Origin of the sequence: Micromonospora sp. CPM1 (assembly GCF_023896895.1) — a bacterium.
Lineage (GTDB): Bacteria > Actinomycetota > Actinomycetes > Mycobacteriales > Micromonosporaceae > Micromonospora > Micromonospora tulbaghiae.
On record NZ_JAMHIU010000018.1, the window covers coordinates 63,846 to 82,975 of the forward strand.

The following is a 19,130-nucleotide window of genomic DNA, read 5'->3' on the forward strand; positions in this document are numbered from 1 at the left end:
AGATGGACCGCGACACGTTCCGTCCCGGCCCGCTCGCCCGGGTGAAGCTGACACCCGAGAACGAACTGGTCTTCGTCCGCGAGCTGCGGCACCCGCCGGAGAAGGTGTGGACCGCGCTCACCGACCCGGATCAGCTCGCCGCGTGGGCGCCGTTCCTGGCCGACCGCGACCTGGGCCGCACCGGTGACGCCGTGCTCAGCACCGTCGACGGCGACCAGACCCACCCGGCGCCCGCCCGGGTGCTGCGCGCGGACCGGCCGCACCTGCTGGAGTACGCGTGGGGCGACGACCTGCTCCGCTGGGAGCTGACCGCGACCGCCGACGGCACCACGCTCACGCTGCGGCACCGGGTCGGCCGGCCCGACCTCGCACCGATGACGGCCGCCGGCTGGCACCTCTGCCTCGACGTCGCCGCCCATCTGCTCGACGGCGACCCGGTCGGCCCGATCCGGGGCGCGGAGGCGAAGGACTTCGGCTGGGCGGAGCTGCGCGACGCGTACGCCGAACGCCTGAACCGCGACTGACGCCTGCCGGTACGGCGGCCCTACCCGTCGAGGTGGTCGGCGGGCGCGGTCTGCAGCAACCAGGCGAGCGGCATCCGAGCGTGCTCGGCGTACCGGCCATCACCGCCGAGTTCGTGGAGCGTGACGGTCTGCGCGCCGTCCCGCTCCACGACCCAGTAACGCGGGATGCCGGCCGAGGCGTACTCCCGGGCCTTCGTCACCGAGTCCATGGTCTCCGAGCCGGGCGAGACGATCTCGACCACCAGCACCAGGTCGGCCACGGCGGACCAGACGCGACGGCTGGGCGGCTTCCGCCACACCGTGATGTCGGGGATCCGGCCACCGTCCCCGTTGGGCCCCGGCACCCGCACGCCGACGGCCTGGAGCACCTGCTCGGCAGGCCAGCCCGCCATGATCAGCCAGGCGAAGATCCGGCTCGCGATGATGGCGTGCTCCGAGTCGGGCGGCGGCATGACCGACAGAACCCCCTCGGGGCTGGTCTCGTAGCGGTGACCGTTCGGGTCGGCGGCATTCATCGTCGCCACGTCGTCGAGCGTCACGACGGCGGGCATGTGCATGCCGACTGCCTCAGCGCTCATGACGCCATCCTATGGCAGCAGTAGGCGTAGCTGCGGCATCCGGCCCGTCATCCGGTCCGGCGGCGCAGCCACCCGGCGGCGCCGCCGACCAGCGTCGTCCCGATGGTCGTGCCGATGGCCACCAGCGCCGCACCGACCGCCCACAGGCCGGTGTCGTCGGTCGAGGCGGCGTGCACCGCCCATGGGACGGTGAACGCCACTGTCATCACCGTGGCCACCAGCCAGATGTTCAGCCACCAGCCGCCGACCGCGGCCAGCGCGGCCAGGCTCAGCACCGCGGCGGCGACCTGCCAGACCGCGTACGGCCCGCTCATGTCGCCGGTCTGCGGGTCCACGGTCCAGCCGGACTCCCAGCTCAGCCAGGCCACCCAGGCACCGGCCGTGGCCAGCGCCAGGAGCAGACCGCCGAGCAGCGTACGTCTCATCGTCACGCCTTCGATCCTGCCCGGCCGGCGGCCTGGGCGAATGAGCACGCGTACTCGATTCCGCCGCCGCGCACACGGCGGTGTGCGCGGCGTGTGCGCCCGGTGCCAGCGACCCCGGCCATCGTCGGCGTCATGAGTTACGCATTCGAGGCAGAGGGCCTGGTCAAGCGGTTCGGTACGACGACCGCGCTGGCCGGGATCGACCTCGCCGCACGCCGGGGGACCGTGCTGGGGGTGCTGGGGCCCAACGGCGCCGGCAAGACCACAGCGGTGCGGATCCTCGCCACACTGTTGCGCCCGGACGAGGGGCGCGCCACCGTCGGCGGCCACGACGTGGTCACCGACGCCGCCCAGGTACGGCGGCTGATCGGGCTGACCGGCCAGTACGCCTCGGTCGACGAGGACCTGACCGGCACGCAGAACCTGGTGCTGATCGGCCGGCTGCTCGACCTGAACCGCCGCGAGGCGCGGGCGCGGGCGGCGGAGCTGCTCGCCTGGTTCGGCCTGACCGACGCGGCCGGGCGCCCGGCCAAGACGTACTCCGGTGGCATGCGCCGCCGCCTCGACCTGGCCGCGAGCCTGGTCGGTCGGCCGGAGGTGATCTACCTGGACGAGCCGACGACCGGCCTGGACCCGGCCAAGCGGGAGGAGATGTGGGGCGTGGTCCGCTCCCTGGTCGACGACGGGTCGACGGTGCTGCTGACCACGCAGTACCTGGACGAGGCCGACGCGCTCGCCGACGAGATCTCGGTGATCGACCACGGCCGCGTGATCGCGCACGGTACGCCCGGCGAGCTGAAGCGGATCGCCGGCAGTCAGACGATCGTGGTCCGGCCGACCGATCCGGGCCGGATCGGCGCGGTCGCCGAGATCCTGCGTGCCAGCACCGGGGCGGATCCGGAGCTGCCCCGGCCGGGCCTGCTCACCGTGCCGGTGGACAGCGACGCCACGTTCACCACTGTGGTCCGCCGGCTCGACGACGCCGGCATCGGGGTGGTGGAGCTGGCGCTGCGGCTGCCCAGCCTCGACGAGGTGTTCTTCACGTTGACCGGCCACGGCGCCGAGGAGACCACGGAGGTGGCGGCATGACCACGACCACTCGTACGGCGGCGGCGACGCCGTCCCGGGCCGGCACCGCCCACGCCGCCGGCCGCCCGTTCGGCATGGCCCGGCACAGTCTCGCGCTCGCCGGGCGCAGCCTGATCAAGACGATCCGGACCCCGGAGCAACTGCTGGACGTCACGCTCCAGCCGATCGTCTTCGTGCTGATCTTCGTCTACCTGCTCGGCGGCGCGGTCGCCGGCTCGCAGCACGAGTACCTCCAGTTCCTGCTGCCCGCGATCATGGTGCAGACCGTGCTGTTCGCATCCATCGCGACAGGCGTCAGCCTCAACACCGACGTCGAGAAGGGCGTCTTCGACAGGTTCCGCAGCCTGCCGATCGCCCGGTCCGCGCCGCTCGTCGGCTCGGTGGTCGGCGACCTGGTCCGGTTCGTGGTCTCCATCGTGGTGCTGCTGGGATTCGGGTACGCGCTCGGCTTCCGGATCGGCACCGACCCGCTGTCCGCGCTCGCCGCCTGCCTGCTGACCATCGCGTTCGCGTTCGCGGTGAGCTGGATCGGCGTCCTGCTCGGGGTGCTGATGCGCAGCCCGGGCGCGGTGCAGGGCACGGCGTTCCTGCTGCTGTTCCCGCTGACCTTCGGCACCAACATGATGGTGCCGACGGACACGCTGCCCGGCTGGTTGCAGTGGTGGGTGGGGGTCAACCCGGTGGCCGACGTGATGGAGGCGGGCCGGGGCCTGATGGTCGGCGGCCCGGTGGCCGGGCCGGTGACGCGGTCGCTGCTCTGGACCGTGGCGATCATCGCGGTCTTCGCGCCGCTCGCGGTCCGCGCCTACCGCCGCCGCGCCTGACCCGCCCGCGCCGCACCTGACCGCGCGGCACGACGATCACCGAGCCGGGTCGCCGCCCACGAACGCGAGGGCGTCGGCCCGGCTCAGGCCGTTACCCCGGCCGTACGCGGCGGCGTAGCCCTCCTCGCCCAGCTCGGCGCGCAGCCGCTCGGCGAGCCGCTGCGCGTCCGGGTTGGACCGGTCCGGCCGGCCGCGCAGCGAGTCGGAGACGCCGAGCAGTTCGGCGGCCCGCTCGTACCGGCCCTCCGCCGCCGCCAGCGCCACCCAGCCGACAGTGACGATCGCGATCACCGGCATGTCCCGGGCGGCGAGGGCCCGCGTGGTCGCCTCGTCGAGGTGCCGGCGCGCACCCGCCAGGTCATCGCGGGCCAGCGCCAGGTGGCCCATCTCGGCCAGCAGCAGGCCGCGGAACTGCGGGGCGACAAGCGGCGTATCGGCCTGGCGGCGCATCGCCTCGGCGAGACACTCGTCGGCTTCGTCCAGCGAGCCGTCGGAGCGGGCGATGCTGCCGAGCATCATCAGCCCGAACGCGCCGTCCCCGCCGTCCCGGCCGGTCACGAACCGGCGCAGTTCGGCCTTGGCGCCGGCCACGTCACCGGCGCGGGCGCGGATGGCGGCGAGCCAGATGAGCTGGAAGCCCGGCTCGGAGGCCGGGTTGAGTTCCCGGGCCAGCCGCACCGACTCCTCCAGTGCCGCGGTCGCCGCGTCGAAGTCGCCGCGTTTGGTGAGCGCGTCCGCGTACTCGCTGAGCACGTGCGACAGGCTCATCCGCTCGCCGACCGCGCGCAGCTCCGCGGCGGCGTCGGTCAGGTCGCGGAGCATGCCCTCGGCGTCGCCGTCGTTCTCCTTGAACTTGCCGCGTATCCCCAGCAGCGTGCCGTCGGTCCACGGGTCGGGGTGCCCGCGCGCCCGGTCGATCGCCGCGATCCCGGCCGCCGTGTCGTCGCCGAAGATCGACAGCATCGGTGCGAGCAGCCCCACGATCGGGTGCTTGGTCCCCTCGGCCGTTCGCAGGGTCGTGGTCAGCTCGGCGATCTGCTCCGGCGTCGGCCCCTGCTCGCCGCGTGCCAGCTCCGAACCGATCCGGATGGCGAGCACCACCGCCCGCTCCTCCGCCGGGGCCGGGCCGGGCAGCGCCAGCGCCCGGGCCAGCACGTCACCGCCGATGCCGCCGTCGTCGCCCCAGATCACCAGCGGCAACGCGAGCCCCGCGCCGATCCGCAGCGCGGTGTCGGCGTCACCGGCGTCGCAGGCGTAGTGCAGCGCGCCGACGACGTTCTCCCGTTCCGCCTCCAGCAGCCGCAGCCACGGCAGTTGACCGGCGGTCCGCAGGTGCGGCTCCGCGGTCCGGACCAGCTCCCGGAAGTACGCCGCGTGCGCGGCCCGCGCACCGGCCACCGCTCCGGCGGCGGCGAGCCGTTCCAACCCGTACTCCCGGATGGTCTCCAGCATCCGGAACCGCCCGTCGCCGACCACCTGGAGCAGCGACTTGTCGACGAGCGCGTCGAGCAGCGCGGCGGCGGCCGGGCCGGCGACGCCGGCCGCCGAGTCGGCGGTGACCGACGCCGGGAAGACCGCGAGCCGTTCCGCGAGCCGTCGCTCGTCGTCGGTGAGCAGCCCCCAGCTCCAGTCCACCACCGCCCGCAGCGTCCGGTGCCGGGGCAGCGCGGTGCGGCTGCCGCCGGTCAGCAGCCGGAACCGGTCGTCCAGCCCGGCCGCGACCTGCCGCGGCGACAGCGTCCGCAGCCGCGCCGCGGCGAGTTCGATGGCCAGCGGCAGGCCGTCGAGCCGCCGGCAGATCTCCACCACGGCCGCCACGTTGTCGCCGGTCACCGCGAACCCGGCCCGCACGGCCGCGGCCCGGTCGCGCAGCAACTGCACCGACGGGTACGCGAGCGCGTCGCCCGGCGTCGCGTCCGCCGGTGGCAGGCGCAACGGCGGTACGGGCTCCAGCACCTCACCGACGATGCCCAGCGGCTCCCGGGAGGTGGCCAGGACGCGCAGTCCCGGGCAGTGCCCGAGCAGTTCCTCGGCAAGCCGGGCGGCCGCCTCGACGACGTGTTCGCAGTTGTCCAGCACGATCAGCGTCTCGTCGGTGGCGATCGTCTCCACCAGGCGGCCTAGCGTGTCGCGGGCCGGTGGGCGTACCGGTTCCAGCGTCCGGTCCCGGCGGCCGAGCGTGTCGAGCACGGCCCGGGGCACGTCCGCCGGATCGGTGATCGGCGCCAGCTCGACCAGCCAGGCCCCGCCGGGTACGCCGTCCGCCAGCCGGCCCGCCGCGACGCTCGCCAGCCGTGTCTTGCCCGCTCCGCCCGGCCCGAGCAGGGTCACCAGCCGATTGCCGGCGAGCAGCCCGGTGAGCCGGGCCAGGTCCTCGTCGCGCCCGACGAACGTGGTGAGCGCCGACCGCAGGTTGCCCCGCCGCGCGGGCGCCGGCTGCTGCGGGACCGCCTCGCCGCGCAGCAGTTCCAGGTGCGCGGCCCGCAGCTGCGGCGACGGGTCCACGCCCAGCTCGTCGGCGAGCCGCTGCCGGATCCGCTCGTACGCGGCGAGCGCCTCGGCGGGCCGCCCGGCCGCGGCGAGCGTGCGCAGGTGCAGTTCGGCCAGCCGCTCCCGCAGCGGATGCGCGGCGGTCAGCTCCCCCAGCTCGGCGACGACCAGCTCGGGCCGCCCGGTCCGCAGCTCCGCCTCGATCCGGTCCTCCTGCGCGGTGAGCCGCAGCTCCACCAGCCGCGCCACCGCTGCCGCCGCGTACGGCGCGTCGGCGACCTCGGCCAGCGCCGGCCCTCGCCACAGCGCGAGCGCGTCGCGCAACGCCGTCCGCGCCGTCGCCGCGTCCCCGTCGCGCAGCGCCGCCCGCCCCTGCCGGGCCAGCCGCTCGAACCGCCCGGCGTCGACGTCGTCCGGGTCGAGGTCGAGCCGGTAGCCGGCCGGGCTGCTGCGTACGCCGAGCCCGGGCACCGCCCGGCGCAGCCGGGACACGAGCGTCTGCACGGCGTTGGCGGTGTCGGTCGGCGGCTCGTCGCCCCAGAGCGCCTCGGCCAGCGCGGGTACGCTCACCGGCCGGCCCGGGTCCAGGGCGAGGCGGATCAGCAGGGCCCGCAGCCGCGCCCCGGCGACGTCGACGAGCCGGTCGCCGTCGCGGACCTCAAGCGGCCCGAGGATCCCCACCCGCACCGTGCCACTCTCTCATCCCCCGTCGACCCGAAGGTGGCAAGATCGCGGGCGTGACGAGTGTGTCCCGCCCGCTGCCACGGCTCGTGCCGGCCGAGGCGTTCGCGGACGTCCCCGCCGACCGGCTCCTGGCGGTGCTGGAGGCGGTCACGATGGTCCTCACGCTCCCCCACCGCGCCGCCGAGCGGGTGGACGCGCTCGTGGTGCCCACCGGCCAGGGCGAGGACTGGCGCCTCACCGAGGCGATCCGCGCCTGGGAGACCGGCCCGGCACTGCGGCACCTGCTGGTGGCGAACACCGATTCGGCCGAACGGACCTACCGCCCGCTCACGCTGGACCGGTTGCGCGGGCTCGGGCTGCGCCGGACCGACGGAGTCGTGCTCCAGGCCGAGCCGGTCACCGGCACCGGACGGCAGGCCGCGTGGATCGTGGAGCAGGTGCGGGCGCTGGGCGTCGGCAGCGTCGCGGTCGTTGTCTCGCCGTACCACCTGGTCCGGGTCTACCTCACCGTGCTGCGGGCCTGCGACGACGCCGGCCTGCGGATCCCGATGGTCCCGCTGCCCGTGGCTGTCGCACCGGACGCCCCGGTGCCGGAGACCGGCGTGGCCGGGTACGACCTGGTGGCCGGTGAGGTCAGCCGGCTGCTCCGCTATCCCGCTCAGGGTTGGATCGCCACCCCGGAACGGCTGCGCGACTACCTGCGCTGGCTCTGGTCCGAGCACCGCCTCCTGCTCACCGGCGCCTGAAGGTTCACCGAGTCGACGATCGGACGGCTACGCGTCGGGGATGCGGACCGTGAGCACCCGGGTGAGGACGCGGAAGCCGGCGGCGTCGTACATGCGGCGGGCCGGGTTGCCGTCGACCACCGACAGGCCGACGGACGGCAGGCCCGCCTCGCGCCCGCCGCGCAACGCGTGGACGAGCAGCGCCCGGCCGAACCCGCGGCGCTGTGCGCGGGGCGCGACGCCCAGATTCAGGATCCAGACGCAGTCGTCGTCGGTCCACGGCACCGGCCCGGCGCACAGCACGTGCCCGGCGCTGCGGCCGTCCGGGTCGACCAGCCGGGCCGAGGCGGGCACCAGGGGCGGAACCGGCTCGCCGGTGTCGAACATGGCCCGTACCTCGTCGGTGTCGCTCGGCTGCCAGCGGCCGTCCGGGTGGTCCGGGCCGTAGGCCGCGTCCAGCCCTGCGGCGAGGTCGTCGTCCCAGCCGGGTGCGCCGAGCGACCAGCCGTCCGGCAGCGCCACCGGTTCGGGCACGTCGATCAGGTCGTGCCGCATGTCCGTGGCGGCCCGGCTCAGCTCCAGCCCGTCGGCCACCAGTGCCGCCGCCAGCGCCTCGTCCGCCGTCTCGAGCCGGTGCCCGGCCAGGTCGCGCCGCACCTGCGCGACGAGCCGGGTGAGCGGCGCCTCGGGCAGCGGCCGGACGCCGGACGCGACCGCCGTGCCGTCGTCGTCCCGCAGCCGCATCCGGGCCAGCGGGACGCCGTCGTCACCGAGCAGCAGCGAGTCGTCAGGGGCGTCGGGGTGCGGGCGTACCGGCATTCGCGGCAGCGTACCGGCCGCGCCCCGGTGCCGCGCCCCGGTGCCGCGCCCCGGTGCCGCCTCCCGCCGATCTTGGACTTGTGGCGCCCGGATCGCCCTCCTCGGTGGCATTCGTCCACTGCCACAACTCCAAGATCGACGAGTGCACCCGCGGCGGGGAGGGCGCGGGCCTAGGGTTGGGGGGTGAGCAGGATCGATCGGGGCGGGCGGACGATCGGCGCCACTCCGGCGGCCGTCTATGACGCGCTCGTGGACCGGGGCGCCCTGGAGGCGTGGTTGCCGCCGGACGGGATGCGCGGGCGGATCGAGCGGTGGGATCCGCGCCCGGGTGGCGGGTTCCGGATGGTGCTCACCTATCTCGACCCGACCGGCAACCCCGGCAAGACGTCGGACGCCACCGACGTGGTCGACGTCGGGTTCGCCGAACTCGTACCGGCGCACCGGGTCGTGCAGACCGCCGTGTTCCAGGCCGACGACCCGGCGTACGCGGGCACCATGACCATGACCTGGCACCTCGCGGCGGCCGGCGACGGCACCGAGGTGACGGTCACCGCCACCGGCGTGCCGCCGGGAATCGACCAGGCGGTGCACGAGGAGGGCATCGCGTCCTCGCTGGCGCACCTGGCCGCGTACCTCGAATCGGGCGGCTGACCACGACGGACGCCGGGATTGGCGGCGGGTTTTGCGGGTAGCCGCCGGCGGTGACCGGGCAGCGGGAGGGTCGCGGCGGCCGGCGGGGGTCGTCGCGGCGCGCCGGCCTGGACGCGGAACGGTTCGACGAGGCGTGGGAGCGCGTGAACGAGCGCGGCCGGGCCGCCGGGCGGGACCGGATGCAACAGCTGCGGATCAAGTCGGTACTCGCCGTGCAGGCCGGGCTGGCGGCGGCGCTGGCCTGGGCCGTCGCGCGCTGGCTCACCGGGATGCCGAGCCCGATCTTCGCCCCGGCCGCCGCGGTCGCGGTGATCACCTCGTCGTTCGGACGGCGCCTCTCCAACACCGTCGAACTGCTCGCCGGGGTGACGCTCGGCATCATCGTGTCGGACCTGCTGATCGGGGCCGTCGGCGCCGGCGTGTGGCAGACCGGCGTGATCGTCGCGGCGTCCGTGCTGGTCGCGCTGGCATTGAGTACGCGGGGCGGGATCGTGGGCAACGCCAGCGGTACGGCGGTGCTGCTCGGCGCGCTCTCCTCCTCCCGGCACACGCTGGAGTTCCCCCGCTTCGTCGACGCGCTGATCGGCGGCGGCGTGGGACTGGTGGTGACGTTGCTGCTGGTGCCGATCAACCCGCTGCGGGTCGTGCGGCGGGTGGCAGCGCCGACGCTGCGGCAGCTCGCCGGCCAGCTCGCGGCGACCGCTGCCGCGCTGCGGCGACGTGACCACGACCTGGCCGACCAGGCGTTGAGCCGGTCGCAGGCGATCGGCGCGGACCTGGGCCGGTTCTGGGACGTCTTCGGCGGCGCGAAGGAGACGGTCGACCTCGCCCCGGCGCGCTGGCCGAGGCGGCGTTCGGTCCGGCACTACCAGCTCGGCGCGCCGGACGTGGACCAGGCGGTCTGGAACACCCGCGTACTGGCGCGGCGGGCAGTCGTGCTGATCGAGGACGGGGAGCCGATCCCGGAGAGCCTGCCGGACGCCGTGGAGGCGCTCGGCGCGGCGGTGCACGCCGTACAGGAGGAGGTTCTCGCGGACCAGGGCCCGGAGGACGCCCGCCGCCACGCGCTGCGCGCGGTGGCGGCGGCGACGCGCGCGGAGCTGGCCGGGACCGGGCTGTCCGGCACGGTGATCGTGGGGCAGGTCCGGACCGCCGCGAGCGACGTCCTCCAGGCGACCGGGATGGACCGGGAGGAGGCGCTGCGGCGCATCCGGGAGGTGGCAGCCGCGCAGTCGTGACCCGGTCAGTCGTCCCCACGGACGCGGGCGTGCAGGTGCATGTCGTGCCGCCCGTCGTCGTGCACGGCCGCGCTGCGTTTGGTGCCCTCCAGCCGGAACCCGGCCTTGACCGCCACCCGGCACGACGCGACGTTGCGGGTGGAGTGGTCCAGCCAGAGCCGGTGCAGCCGGCCCTCGCCGAGTGCCCACGCGCTCAGCGCCCGCAACGCCCCGGAGGCCACTCCCGTGCCGCGGGCGGCCGGAACCACCCAGTACGCGCACCCGGCCTCGCCGTCGTCGAGGTTGAAGCCGCCCAACGCCATGCGGCCCACCACCGCGCCGTCGCGCGTCACCGCCCAGCTCGCGCCCATCTCCTCCTGCCACGATCGACGGGAGTGGGCGAACCACTGGAGGACCTGCTCCGGCGACGCGGGCCGGCGGGTGTGCCAGCGGCGGATCTCCGGATCCTGGTACGCGGCCAGCACAGCCGGTGCGTCCCCGTCCTCCCAGGGGCGCAGGAACAGGCCGTCGGCCGTGGACAGCGTGGGTTGCGGACCGGTGGTGAGCGTGCCGGCGGGAACGGCGGATGGCGTCGACAGCGGAAAGCTCATGCCCGACTCTCCATCGCCATCCGCCCTTGGTGTCAAGTGACCTGGTGTCGCTAGTGTGCGAGCCATGGCGGTGACCGCGGCGGGCGTCTTCCGGCGTACGCCACGGGAACGGGCCGACCAGCGACTCGCCTGGGAGCGCGCCGACCAGCCGTTCTTCGCCGCCGGGGCCTGCCACATCCTGGCCTGGGTGTGCCGGGACACCTACCCGGACCGGCCGATCGGCCTCGCGGGGCTGCGGTTCGCGGGCCAGAGCCAGGTCTTCCACGTGTACGCGACCTGGGCGGGCTGGACGTTCGACCACGCCGGGTGGAACCCGGAGGCGGACCTGCTCGCCGCCAACCGGGAGTTCGAAAGGCGTCCACTGGACCGGATCGCGATCGTCGACGACCTGGCCACGTTCTGCCAGGTCCAGCATCACCGCATGCCACACCAGTACTGGGGTGATCCGCTCCCCCGCGCCCGCGACTACCTGAACCGGCATCCCCCGCCGTGGGAGTGACGCGGTCCTCGCCGGGCTCCCGCTCGGCCGGCTCGGCTGCGCGTACCCGATGGGCCGGCCGCGACATGCGCGGACGGGCCGGACCCACCACAGTCGGGGCGGGCCCAGCCCTCGCACCGGCTCGGGGGGGCCGGTGCGCGTCGATCAGCGCCTGACGGGACTCGGCGGCGGGCCGGCGGGGTCGTCCGACCGCGTGTCCTGCGGAGCCGGGACCGGACTGGCCGGCATGCTCGGGTCCGCCGGGTCGGCCGGGACAGGCGACGCCACGCCCGGCCGGGCCGGAACGGGCGACGGCATACCCGGTGCCGCCGGGACCGGCGACGCCACGCCCGGCGGTGCCGGAACCGCACTGTCCGGCCTGGTCGGGTCCTCCGGGCTGATCGGCACGGGCGACGCCACGCCCGGCGGGGCCGGAACGGGCTCGCTCCGGTCCGGCTGGGGGACGCTCGTGCCCGGCTGCGGCGAGATCACCGCGTCGTCGCCCCGGCTGGCGTAGGCGAACGGCGCCCCGATCACGAGCACCGCCAGGATGCCCGCCGCGCCTGCCGCCACCGTGTTGCGTCGACGGCTGCGCGCACGCCGTTCCGCCCTGGTCAATGAGTCCCGCACAGTCGGTGCCTCCTCGGCTATGTCGGTGAGGGTGGAGCGGAGCAGGCCTTCGAACGGATCACTCACCGCTGCATCTCCAGAAGCTCGCTGTCCGGCAGGATCTGACGCAGTCGGGTGACCGCGCGGTGGGTCCGGCTGCGCACCGTGCCGACCGAGCAGCCCAGCAGTTCGGCGACCTGGGCCTCCGGCAGGTCCTCGTAGTAGCGCAGGACCACGACGGTGCGCTGCGCCGGTGGCAGTTGCCACAGCGCCGCCCGCAACGCCAGCCGCAGATCCGTACCGCCGGCCGGGTCGGCCACCACCGGCTCGTGCACGCCGACCGGTGACTCCCGACAACGACGCAACCGCCGCCACCAGCTCACCTGCTCCCGGTACATGACGGCACGCAGGTAGCCCTCCGGGTCGGCGTGCCGAAGGCTCCGCCACTTCGGAATGATCTTCGACAGCGCCGACTGGAACAGATCCTCGGCGCTGCTTCGATCACCGGTGAGCAGGTAGGCGACCCGTATCAGCGCCGGCGCACGGCTCGCCACGAACTCGGCCAGCACCGCCCGCTCGTCCTCGTCCACCGCACCACCCTCGTCTCCTCGTTCACCAGTGACAGACGCGCGGGGACCCCGCCGCTATCCCGAGATCGGCGAATCGGTTTCCGCGGGCGCAGGCACCGTCCCCGGTGCAGGCTCGGCCCCGCCTACACTGCGCCGCGTGGACCAGGCCGCACCGCACACCGTCAGCTCGCTCGCGTACGACCTGCGCACGCTCGGCATCGTCCCGGGTGACGTCCTGCTGCTGCACTCGTCGTACCGGAGCCTCGGGTTCGTCGCCGGTGGCACCGAGGCGGTGGTCCGGGCACTGCTCGACGCACTCAGCCCGGAGGGCACCCTCGTCGTGCCGACGCACACGCCGGACAACACGGACCCGGCCGGGTGGCGGCATCCGCCCGTACCCGAGGCGTGGTGGCCAGTCATCCGCGAACAGACGCCCGGCTTCGACCCGGCCCGCACGCCGAGCCGGTGGATGGGCGCGATCGCCGAGTCGGTACGCACCTGGCCGGGCGCCCGCCGCAGCGACCACCCGCAGGTGTCCTTCGCCGCGCTCGGCGCGCACGCCGCCGACATCGTCGAGGGCCACCGCCTCGACGACGCGCTGGGCGAACACTCCCCGCTGGGCGCGGTGTACCGGCTCGACGGCAAGGTGCTGCTGCTCGGCTGCGACCACAGCTCCAACACCTCGCTGCACCTGGCGGAATGGCGGCAGGCTTCGCCGCCGCGGGCGGTGACGGGCTCGGCGGTACGGCTGCCGGACGGGACGTCCCGGTGGACCACGTGGACCGATGTCGTCACCGACGAGGACGACTTCCACTGGCTGGGCGCCGACTTCGAGGCGACAGGCGCCACGACGACCGGCCGGGTGGGCGGCGCGACGGCCCGGCTGATGTCCCAGCGTGCGCTGGTCGACTTCGCCACCGCCTGGATGGCCGCGAACCGCGCGCGTTGACCGCGCCTGCGGCGGGCTTTGCGCCGATCTTGGAGTTGTGGCGCCTCGGATGTCCCGCACGCGGCTTTTGTGAGGTGCCATTACTCCATGATCAACATTGCGAAGGCACCGGGAACGACGGGCCGCGGCCCACAGAACTCATCGTATTGATCTAGGGTGATGCGATGACCGCCGAGCCCGTGACGACGGTACTGTTCGACTTCGCCTGGACTCTGTTCGCCAGGGACTCGGAGCGCTGGGTGGGCAACGCGGCGGCATCGATCGACCGGACATTGGCTGCCGGCGAGCCGCACCGCATTGCCGGCGACTTCGCGGAACTGTTGCGGGAGACGGCCACGGATCCGGCCCACATCGCCCGAGATCTGGATCCGCGAGTCTGGGATCGGGCGATCCGCGCCGTGCTGGAACAGATTCCTGGGGTGGACCGGGCGCTGGCATCGGTCTTGCACGAAACCCACGCCGAAGCGATCGAGCCGTACGCCGACACCGTCGCCACCCTGTCCGCATTGCGCGACAGCGGTGTTCGCATCGGCGTCGTCAGCAACGTCGGCTGGGACATCCGCAAATGCTTCGCGCGGCACGGACTCGACGGCCACGTCGATGCGTTCGTATTGTCCTACGAGGTCGGCTTCGTCAAACCGGACCCTCGCATCTGGGGCGCCGCCCTCGGAGCCCTCCATGCCACACCGGGCCAGACCCTGATGGTCGGTGATCATCCCGCCGGCGACGGCGGATCGGTTTCCGCCGGCATACCAGCGCTGATCCTGCCGATGGTGGATTCGCCCGCGCAGAAACGCGGCTTCGAACACGTGCTCAGGCTTGCCCAGCTTCCGTCCTAGGAGTTCTGTCGCCGGGGCTCACGTGAAGCTCCTTGTGCCGACGACGGCGTGCCGCTCATACAGCTCTCCATGAACAGACGCCGGCCTTCCTTCACCAAGGCGACTTTTTCGTCGTGGTTCCCGACGTGGGGCGCGTCGTGGCCGTTGAGTCCACCGTAGATATTCTCGTAGGAGTCGGAGCACTCTTCCGCGTCGCCGGGGGATCCCGATGGCCGGCTCTTCTCCACGGCATGCAGCTCGGCCCCACGCTGAGCCATCGTGCGTAGGTACTCCATCTGCTCGTCCTGTGACGCATCGCTGGTGCAGCCGGCGAGAAGCGTTGCGAGGGCCAGGACGGCTACGGCGTAGCGCTTCTCCATGGGCGCGGAGTGTATCAACCGCCCTTGATGTCCGAAGGGAAGTACCTGTGTGCCTGGCCAGGAGTCGAACCTGCGGCCTTGGGATCAGAAAAAGACGCACCAACGCCGGTCGGTGCCGCTCCCCCGCTTCCTGGTCGAGCATCGGACCAGACCTCGGGGCGATCGACCCCCGACCGCCGGCAGCAGGGCCGACCAGGGAAAACAATTGGTGGGGCGGGCGGGGTTCGAACCCGCGACCGAGGGATTATGAGTCCCCTGCTCTAACCGGCTGAGCTACCGCCCCGTGACCGCGCCGGATCGTAACCCGCCGATCGTTGCGCGGACCACCACCTACCGGGCGGAAACACGGCCGCGACAGCACGATGGGCAACGCGAGGATAACAACGCGCTACCCGCCGATGGCTCACCCGCGCCGCAACTCCGCGAGGACCGCGCCGACCGCTCGCCACCCGCTGGCGAGCGCGCCCTGGATGGACGGGCTGTCGCGGTGGTCGCCGGCCACGTACAGGCCGTCGCCGAGCGCCACCGGTTTGCGCAGCCGGCCCTGTGGCGGCGGTGCGGCGGGTAGCGCGTCCGGCACGGCGACTGTGGTGAGGTGGGTCCAGTCGGCGGTGGGGCGGCCGTAGAGTCGGTCCAGTTCGCGCCGGATCACCGGTTCGGGTGGGGCCTGCGGGCCGACCACCGAGGTGGCGATCAGGTGTTCGCCGTCCGGCGCGTACGTGGGCGCGGCCCGGCTCACCACCACCGTGTTGGCGACGAGTTCGCGCCGGTCGCCGTCGAGCAGCAGGATCGGCTCGTCCAGCGGCGCCGTGTCGGTGCGGTGGTAGTAGGTGGTGTACGCGTGCATGCGTACCCTCGGCAGCCCCGGCAGCAGCGTGGCCGCCGCGGGCGGGTCGACAGCGACCACGACGGCGCGGCAGGTGATCTCGCCGGACGGGGTGCGGATCCGGCCGGGCGCGACCTCGGTGACCGGGGTGTTCAGCTCGATCAGCTCGGCGGGCAGGGGCGCGGCGAGCGCCCTCGGCAGCGCCTGCATCCCGTCGGCCGGCAGGCCGATCCGGCCGCGGGCGAAGGAGCGCATGACGACCGCGAGCACGTGGCTGGAGGTGGCCAGCTCGCGGTCGAGCAGCACGCCGGACAGGAACGGCCGGAGCAGTTCCTCGATGATCGCGTCGGAGAGGCCGGCCCGGCGCAGCGCCTTCTCGGCGCTGGTCTCGGGCGTGTCCAGCAGCCGCCCGACCGGCACCGTGGCGTAGCCGGCGGCGAGCGCGGCGAACCGCAACCGGTCGGTCAGCGACCCGATGGCCGAGGTGAGCGTGCCGGGCGCTCCGGTGGGTTCGCGCAGCGGGTTGACCAGGCGTTCCAGCCGGTCGCCACGACGGACCAGCACGCCGGAGGTGAACCAGCCCATCGTGAGAGTGCCGACGTCGACCAGGCCGGTGAGCCGCGGGTACGCGGTGTTGAGCACCTGGAAGCCCCGGTCGAGCAGGAACCCGTCGACGCGGTCGGTGGCGACCCGCCCGCCGAGCCGGTCGCCCGCCTCCAGCAGCCGCCACGGCACGCCCGCGCGGTGCAGCCGCCGGGCGGCGGCGAGACCGGCCAGGCCGCCGCCGACGACCACCACGTCCGTGTCAGCCACGGTCCACCCCCGCCCCGGCCCGGTCGCCCTCGCGGTGCGACCGCGACAACCGGCCCGGCCACCAGACCTTCGGCCCGATGTCGTACGCGAGCGCGGGCACCAGCAACGAGCGGACCACGACGGTGTCGAGCAGTACGCCGACGGCGACCGCCACGCCCAGCTCGACGAGCACCACGAGCGGCAGGACGGCGAGCGCGGAGAACGTGGCGGCGAGCACGATGCCGGCGGAGGTGATGACGCCGCCGGTGACGGCCAGTCCGGCGAGCACACCGGCGCGGGTGCCGCGGCGGACCGACTCCTCGCGGACCCGGCTCATCAGGAAGATGTTGTAGTCGATGCCGAGCGCGACCAGGAACACGAACGCGAACAGCGGGAAGGACTGGTCGACCCCGGGGAAGTCGAAGACGTACCGGAACAGCAGCGCGCACAGGCCCAGCGTGGCCAGGAACGACAGCACCACGGTGGCGATCAGCAGCACCGGTGCGACGAGGGCGCGCAGCAGCAGGGCCAGGATGACCGCGATGACCAGCAGCACCACCGGGATGATGACGTCGCGGTCGCGTACCGAGGCGTCGGCGGTGTCCACGTTGATCGCGGTGAAGCCGCCGACCACCGCGTCGGCGCCGGGTACCCGGTGCACCGCCTCGCGCAGGTCGCGGATGGTCCGCTCGGCGCCGTTGCTGTCCGGCGGGTCGGCGAGCGTGACGTCGAGCTGGACCCGCCCGTCGACCACCTTGGGGGGCGCGTCCGGGTCGGGCGGCGCGTTCTCGCCCCGCTGGCCGAGCGGCAGCACCGAGGCGACGCCCGGCACGCCCTGCGCCACCTGGGCGACCTGCCGGGCGGTGGCCTGGGTGGTGAAGATGGTGGCGGGGCTGCCGGTGCCGGCCGCGAAGTGCCTGTCGATGACCTCCTGCCCGGCGACCGAGTCGGTGCGCTGGGTGAACAGCTGGGACTGGCCGAGCGTGGTGGCGCCGAGCTGGGTCACCCCGATCGCGAGGGCGGCGAGCACCACGGCGGTGACGACCCAGACGGTACGCGCGCGGCGCGCCACGAAGCCGGCGATCCGCCCCCAGATGCCGTGCTCGGTACGCGGGTCGGCCTGGTCGTACCGGGGTCGCCGGGGCCAGAACGCCCAGCGGCCGCCGAGGACCAGCAGCGCGGGCAGGAACGTGAGCATCACCAGCAGCGTGGCGGCGATGCCGACGGCGCTGACCGGGCCGAGCGCGCGGTTGGAGTTGAGGCTGGACAGCAGCAGGCAGAGCAGGCTGACGATGACCGTGGCGCCGGAGGCGACGATGGCGGGGGCGGCGCCCTTCCAGGCGGTCCGCATCGCGTCCCAGGGGCGCTCGTGCCGGTGCAGTTCCTCCCGGTAGCGGGCGATGAGCAGCAGCGCGTAGTCGGTGCCGGCGCCGAAGACGAGCACGGTGAGGATGCCCTGTGCCTGCCCGTTGAGCTTGACGATGTCGTGGTCGGCGAGCAGGTAGACGAAGACGGCGGCGAGCGAGTACGACATCCCGGCGGCCAGCAGCGGGAAGATCCAGAGGACCGGGCTGCGGTAGACGACGAGCAGGATGACCAGCACCACTGTGAGCGTGACCAGCAGCAGCGGCCCGTCGATCGCGCTGAACACCTCGATCAGGTCGCCGAGCAGCCCGGCCGGTCCGGCCACGTCGACGGTGAGCCCGTCGCGGTCCGGGCCGGCGATGTCGCGCAGGCGTTCCACCACGGACCGGATCTGTTCGCCCTCGGCGCTGTCGATCGGCACGATCACCTGGGCGGCCTGCTTGTCCTGGCTGACGACCGGTGGCGGGAGCGGGCCGACCACGCCCGGCACCTCGGCGAAGCGGGCCGCGTCGGCCTGGATCCGCTGCTGGTCGGCCGGGGTGAGGCCGCCGGGCCGTTCGTAGACCACGAGTGCCGGGGTGGTCTCCCGGTCGACGAATCCGGCGGCCAGGTCCTGCGCCCGGGTGGCCTCGGCGTCGGCCGGCAGGAAGGAGGCGTTGTCGTTGGTGGAGACCTCGCCGAGCTTGCCGGAGTAGGGGCCGGCGATGCCGCCGACGATCAGCCAGCCGAGCACCACCGCCACCGCGATCAGCGTCGCGGTCCAGCGGCTGCGTCCTGCGGCCATCTCCACCGTCCTCGAATCGACGCATCAATCGACGCAGCGGGAGTCTAAGTCGACGCCGACCATCCTGCCGGGCGAACGAGGACTCGCGGGTGGAAACCGGGCAGCCGGGCGTCGCAGGGGCGCGGGAACGACGAACGCCCGCCGGCGATGCCGACGGGCGTGACGTGGAGCGAAGCTCCCCCGATTGGACTCGAACCAATAACCTGCCGGTTAACAGCCGGCTGCTCTGCCAATTGAGCTACAGGGGACCGTGCACCGCCCGGTTCGGATCTCTCCGCTCCGTGCGACGGGGACAAGAGTACAGGACATCGGGGGGTGGTGCGCCAGGGGGTTACCGGAGGAGGACCGGACCGGCGGACGCGCCAGGATTACGGACAAATCGTCATCTCGGCACAGGGAGGCATGAGCGGAGAGCAGGATGGGTAGTTAGCCGTCGACAGAGAACGCAGGCGCGAGACGGTCATTCCGCCGAGCTGGCGGAGACCGGCGAGAGCGTCAGGTACGGAAGGAGCCGCCATGCGCGGAAAGATCATGTTTCTTGGCGGGCTGGCTGCGGGATTCGTCCTGGGCGCCCGTGCCGGCCGGGAGAAGTACGAGGAGCTGGTGGTCCGCGGGCGCAAGGTGCTCGACCACCCGACCGTCCAGGAGGCGGCCGGGGTCGCGCAGGCCCAGGCGAACCGGCTCTACTCGGAGGGCAAGGACAAGCTGGGGCAGACCAAGATCGGTGAGAAGCTCGCCACCGGCAACGGCGGCAAGCAGGGCATGACCGACGCCGACAAGCCGTTCGCCGGTACGCCGGCCGCGGTCGGCAGCCGCAGCGCCAACGGCACGGGCTCGACCGGCTCGACCAGCTCCACCGGGTCGACCACGACCGGCACGAGCAGCAAGCCGTCCACCGGCAACACGCTCTGACGCAAGCGGAC

At 73.7% G+C, this 19,130-nt stretch carries 20 protein-coding genes and 2 tRNA genes; 11 read left to right on the plus strand and 11 right to left on the minus strand.

The window, feature by feature from the left end; genetic code table 11:
- The first annotated feature begins 2 nt into the window (after positions 1–2).
- On the plus strand, positions 3–524 hold the full coding sequence (locus tag M8C11_RS21790) for an SRPBCC family protein (protein ID WP_252452524.1): 522 nt from the start codon (positions 3–5) through the stop codon (positions 522–524).
- A 20-nt stretch (positions 525–544) separates the two neighbouring features.
- Here M8C11_RS21790 and M8C11_RS21795 read toward each other — a convergent pair whose 3' ends face one another.
- Both M8C11_RS21795 and M8C11_RS21800 read right to left on the minus strand, forming a co-directional pair.
- Positions 545–1,102 carry a Uma2 family endonuclease gene (locus tag M8C11_RS21795; protein WP_252452526.1) on the minus strand — a complete coding sequence of 186 codons (558 nt, stop codon included), beginning with the start codon at positions 1,100–1,102 and terminating at the stop codon, positions 545–547.
- A gap of 47 nt (positions 1,103–1,149) precedes the next feature.
- Positions 1,150–1,527 carry a hypothetical protein gene (locus M8C11_RS21800; RefSeq protein ID WP_252452650.1) on the minus strand — a complete coding sequence of 126 codons (378 nt, stop codon included), beginning with the start codon at positions 1,525–1,527 and terminating at the stop codon, positions 1,150–1,152.
- Between the two features lie 132 nt (positions 1,528–1,659).
- Between M8C11_RS21800 and M8C11_RS21805 the strand changes: the two genes are divergently transcribed.
- Together M8C11_RS21805 and M8C11_RS21810 are read left to right on the plus strand one after the other, a co-directional pair.
- Positions 1,660–2,616: an ATP-binding cassette domain-containing protein gene (locus M8C11_RS21805; RefSeq protein WP_252452528.1), complete on the plus strand. Its 957-nt coding sequence runs from the start codon at positions 1,660–1,662 to the stop codon at positions 2,614–2,616.
- Positions 2,613–3,440: an ABC transporter permease gene (locus M8C11_RS21810; RefSeq protein ID WP_252452530.1), complete on the plus strand. Its 828-nt coding sequence runs from the start codon at positions 2,613–2,615 to the stop codon at positions 3,438–3,440. The genes M8C11_RS21805 and M8C11_RS21810 overlap by 4 nt, the downstream gene beginning before the upstream one ends.
- 36 nt (positions 3,441–3,476) lie before the next feature.
- Here M8C11_RS21810 and M8C11_RS21815 read toward each other — a convergent pair whose 3' ends face one another.
- The gene (locus M8C11_RS21815; RefSeq protein ID WP_252452531.1) at positions 3,477–6,617 is read right to left on the minus strand and encodes a BTAD domain-containing putative transcriptional regulator; all 3,141 of its coding nucleotides are present in this window, start codon (positions 6,615–6,617) and stop codon (positions 3,477–3,479) included.
- A 50-nt stretch (positions 6,618–6,667) separates the two neighbouring features.
- Between M8C11_RS21815 and M8C11_RS21820 the strand changes: the two genes are divergently transcribed.
- On the plus strand, positions 6,668–7,360 hold the full coding sequence (locus M8C11_RS21820; protein WP_374668881.1) for a hypothetical protein: 693 nt from the start codon (positions 6,668–6,670) through the stop codon (positions 7,358–7,360).
- A 27-nt stretch (positions 7,361–7,387) separates the two neighbouring features.
- Here the strand turns inward: M8C11_RS21820 and M8C11_RS21825 are convergent, their stop codons facing one another.
- Positions 7,388–8,158 carry a GNAT family N-acetyltransferase gene (locus M8C11_RS21825; RefSeq protein WP_252452533.1) on the minus strand — a complete coding sequence of 257 codons (771 nt, stop codon included), beginning with the start codon at positions 8,156–8,158 and terminating at the stop codon, positions 7,388–7,390.
- A 183-nt stretch (positions 8,159–8,341) separates the two neighbouring features.
- On the opposite strand from M8C11_RS21825, the gene M8C11_RS21830 reads away from it, so the two are divergent.
- Positions 8,342–8,809 carry an SRPBCC family protein gene (locus M8C11_RS21830; protein ID WP_252452535.1) on the plus strand — a complete coding sequence of 156 codons (468 nt, stop codon included), beginning with the start codon at positions 8,342–8,344 and terminating at the stop codon, positions 8,807–8,809.
- Positions 8,810–8,859: 50 nt separating this feature from the next.
- Positions 8,860–10,047: an aromatic acid exporter family protein gene (locus tag M8C11_RS21835; protein WP_252452538.1), complete on the plus strand. Its 1,188-nt coding sequence runs from the start codon at positions 8,860–8,862 to the stop codon at positions 10,045–10,047.
- A 5-nt stretch (positions 10,048–10,052) separates the two neighbouring features.
- On the opposite strand, the gene M8C11_RS21840 is transcribed toward M8C11_RS21835, so the two are convergent.
- Positions 10,053–10,637 carry a GNAT family N-acetyltransferase gene (locus M8C11_RS21840; protein WP_252452541.1) on the minus strand — a complete coding sequence of 195 codons (585 nt, stop codon included), beginning with the start codon at positions 10,635–10,637 and terminating at the stop codon, positions 10,053–10,055.
- Positions 10,638–10,701: 64 nt separating this feature from the next.
- Between M8C11_RS21840 and M8C11_RS21845 the strand changes: the two genes are divergently transcribed.
- Together M8C11_RS21845 and M8C11_RS21850 are read left to right on the plus strand one after the other, a co-directional pair.
- The gene (locus tag M8C11_RS21845; RefSeq protein WP_252452544.1) at positions 10,702–11,136 is read left to right on the plus strand and encodes a hypothetical protein; all 435 of its coding nucleotides are present in this window, start codon (positions 10,702–10,704) and stop codon (positions 11,134–11,136) included.
- A 226-nt stretch (positions 11,137–11,362) separates the two neighbouring features.
- Positions 11,363–11,632: a hypothetical protein gene (locus M8C11_RS21850; RefSeq protein WP_252452547.1), complete on the plus strand. Its 270-nt coding sequence runs from the start codon at positions 11,363–11,365 to the stop codon at positions 11,630–11,632.
- A 175-nt stretch (positions 11,633–11,807) separates the two neighbouring features.
- Here M8C11_RS21850 and M8C11_RS21855 read toward each other — a convergent pair whose 3' ends face one another.
- The gene (locus M8C11_RS21855) at positions 11,808–12,314 is read right to left on the minus strand and encodes a SigE family RNA polymerase sigma factor (protein WP_252452550.1); all 507 of its coding nucleotides are present in this window, start codon (positions 12,312–12,314) and stop codon (positions 11,808–11,810) included.
- A gap of 136 nt (positions 12,315–12,450) precedes the next feature.
- Here M8C11_RS21855 and M8C11_RS21860 point away from each other — a divergent pair, with 136 nt between their 5' ends.
- Positions 12,451–13,242, plus strand: coding sequence for an aminoglycoside N(3)-acetyltransferase (locus tag M8C11_RS21860; protein ID WP_252452552.1), 792 nt, complete (start codon positions 12,451–12,453; stop codon positions 13,240–13,242).
- Between the two features lie 164 nt (positions 13,243–13,406).
- Positions 13,407–14,081 carry an HAD family hydrolase gene (locus M8C11_RS21865; RefSeq protein WP_252452554.1) on the plus strand — a complete coding sequence of 225 codons (675 nt, stop codon included), beginning with the start codon at positions 13,407–13,409 and terminating at the stop codon, positions 14,079–14,081.
- Here M8C11_RS21865 and M8C11_RS21870 read toward each other — a convergent pair.
- The 5 genes from M8C11_RS21870 to M8C11_RS21890 all read right to left on the minus strand — a co-directional run bounded on the left by M8C11_RS21870 (position 14,078) and on the right by M8C11_RS21890 (position 18,455).
- Positions 14,078–14,440 carry a hypothetical protein gene (locus M8C11_RS21870; RefSeq protein WP_252452556.1) on the minus strand — a complete coding sequence of 121 codons (363 nt, stop codon included), beginning with the start codon at positions 14,438–14,440 and terminating at the stop codon, positions 14,078–14,080. The two genes, M8C11_RS21865 and M8C11_RS21870, sit on opposite strands and share 4 nt — an antisense overlap.
- 206 nt (positions 14,441–14,646) lie before the next feature.
- A tRNA-Ile gene (locus tag M8C11_RS21875) sits at positions 14,647–14,723 on the minus strand.
- A gap of 120 nt (positions 14,724–14,843) precedes the next feature.
- Positions 14,844–16,079: an NAD(P)/FAD-dependent oxidoreductase gene (locus M8C11_RS21880; protein ID WP_252452558.1), complete on the minus strand. Its 1,236-nt coding sequence runs from the start codon at positions 16,077–16,079 to the stop codon at positions 14,844–14,846.
- Entirely contained in the window at positions 16,072–18,207 is a 2,136-nt protein-coding gene (locus tag M8C11_RS21885; protein WP_252452560.1) for an MMPL family transporter, read from the minus strand. Before M8C11_RS21885 ends, M8C11_RS21880 begins: the two co-directional genes overlap by 8 nt.
- A gap of 175 nt (positions 18,208–18,382) precedes the next feature.
- Positions 18,383–18,455 (minus strand) — tRNA-Asn (locus M8C11_RS21890).
- A 268-nt stretch (positions 18,456–18,723) separates the two neighbouring features.
- Here M8C11_RS21890 and M8C11_RS21895 point away from each other — a divergent pair.
- On the plus strand, positions 18,724–19,119 hold the full coding sequence (locus tag M8C11_RS21895; protein ID WP_252452562.1) for a hypothetical protein: 396 nt from the start codon (positions 18,724–18,726) through the stop codon (positions 19,117–19,119).
- Positions 19,120–19,130 lie beyond the last annotated feature (11 nt).

Excerpts from the sequence above, each read along its gene's own strand:
- M8C11_RS21885 (WP_252452560.1), bottom strand. The coding sequence starts at position 18,207 with ATGGCCGCAGGACGCAGCCGCTGGACCGCGACGCTGATCGCGGTGGCG.
- M8C11_RS21870 (WP_252452556.1), bottom strand. The coding sequence starts at position 14,440 with ATGGAGAAGCGCTACGCCGTAGCCGTCCTGGCCCTCGCAACGCTTCTC.
- M8C11_RS21845 (WP_252452544.1), top strand. The coding sequence starts at position 10,702 with ATGGCGGTGACCGCGGCGGGCGTCTTCCGGCGTACGCCACGGGAACGG.
- M8C11_RS21895 (WP_252452562.1), top strand. The coding sequence starts at position 18,724 with ATGCGCGGAAAGATCATGTTTCTTGGCGGGCTGGCTGCGGGATTCGTC.
- M8C11_RS21810 (WP_252452530.1), top strand. The coding sequence starts at position 2,613 with ATGACCACGACCACTCGTACGGCGGCGGCGACGCCGTCCCGGGCCGGC.
- M8C11_RS21795 (WP_252452526.1), bottom strand. The coding sequence starts at position 1,102 with ATGAGCGCTGAGGCAGTCGGCATGCACATGCCCGCCGTCGTGACGCTC.
- M8C11_RS21865 (WP_252452554.1), top strand. The coding sequence starts at position 13,407 with ATGACCGCCGAGCCCGTGACGACGGTACTGTTCGACTTCGCCTGGACT.
- M8C11_RS21790 (WP_252452524.1), top strand. The coding sequence starts at position 3 with ATGGACCGCGACACGTTCCGTCCCGGCCCGCTCGCCCGGGTGAAGCTG.
- M8C11_RS21850 (WP_252452547.1), top strand. The coding sequence starts at position 11,363 with ATGCTCGGGTCCGCCGGGTCGGCCGGGACAGGCGACGCCACGCCCGGC.
- M8C11_RS21800 (WP_252452650.1), bottom strand. The coding sequence starts at position 1,527 with ATGAGACGTACGCTGCTCGGCGGTCTGCTCCTGGCGCTGGCCACGGCC.
- M8C11_RS21840 (WP_252452541.1), bottom strand. The coding sequence starts at position 10,637 with ATGAGCTTTCCGCTGTCGACGCCATCCGCCGTTCCCGCCGGCACGCTC.
- M8C11_RS21805 (WP_252452528.1), top strand. The coding sequence starts at position 1,660 with ATGAGTTACGCATTCGAGGCAGAGGGCCTGGTCAAGCGGTTCGGTACG.
- M8C11_RS21825 (WP_252452533.1), bottom strand. The coding sequence starts at position 8,158 with ATGCCGGTACGCCCGCACCCCGACGCCCCTGACGACTCGCTGCTGCTC.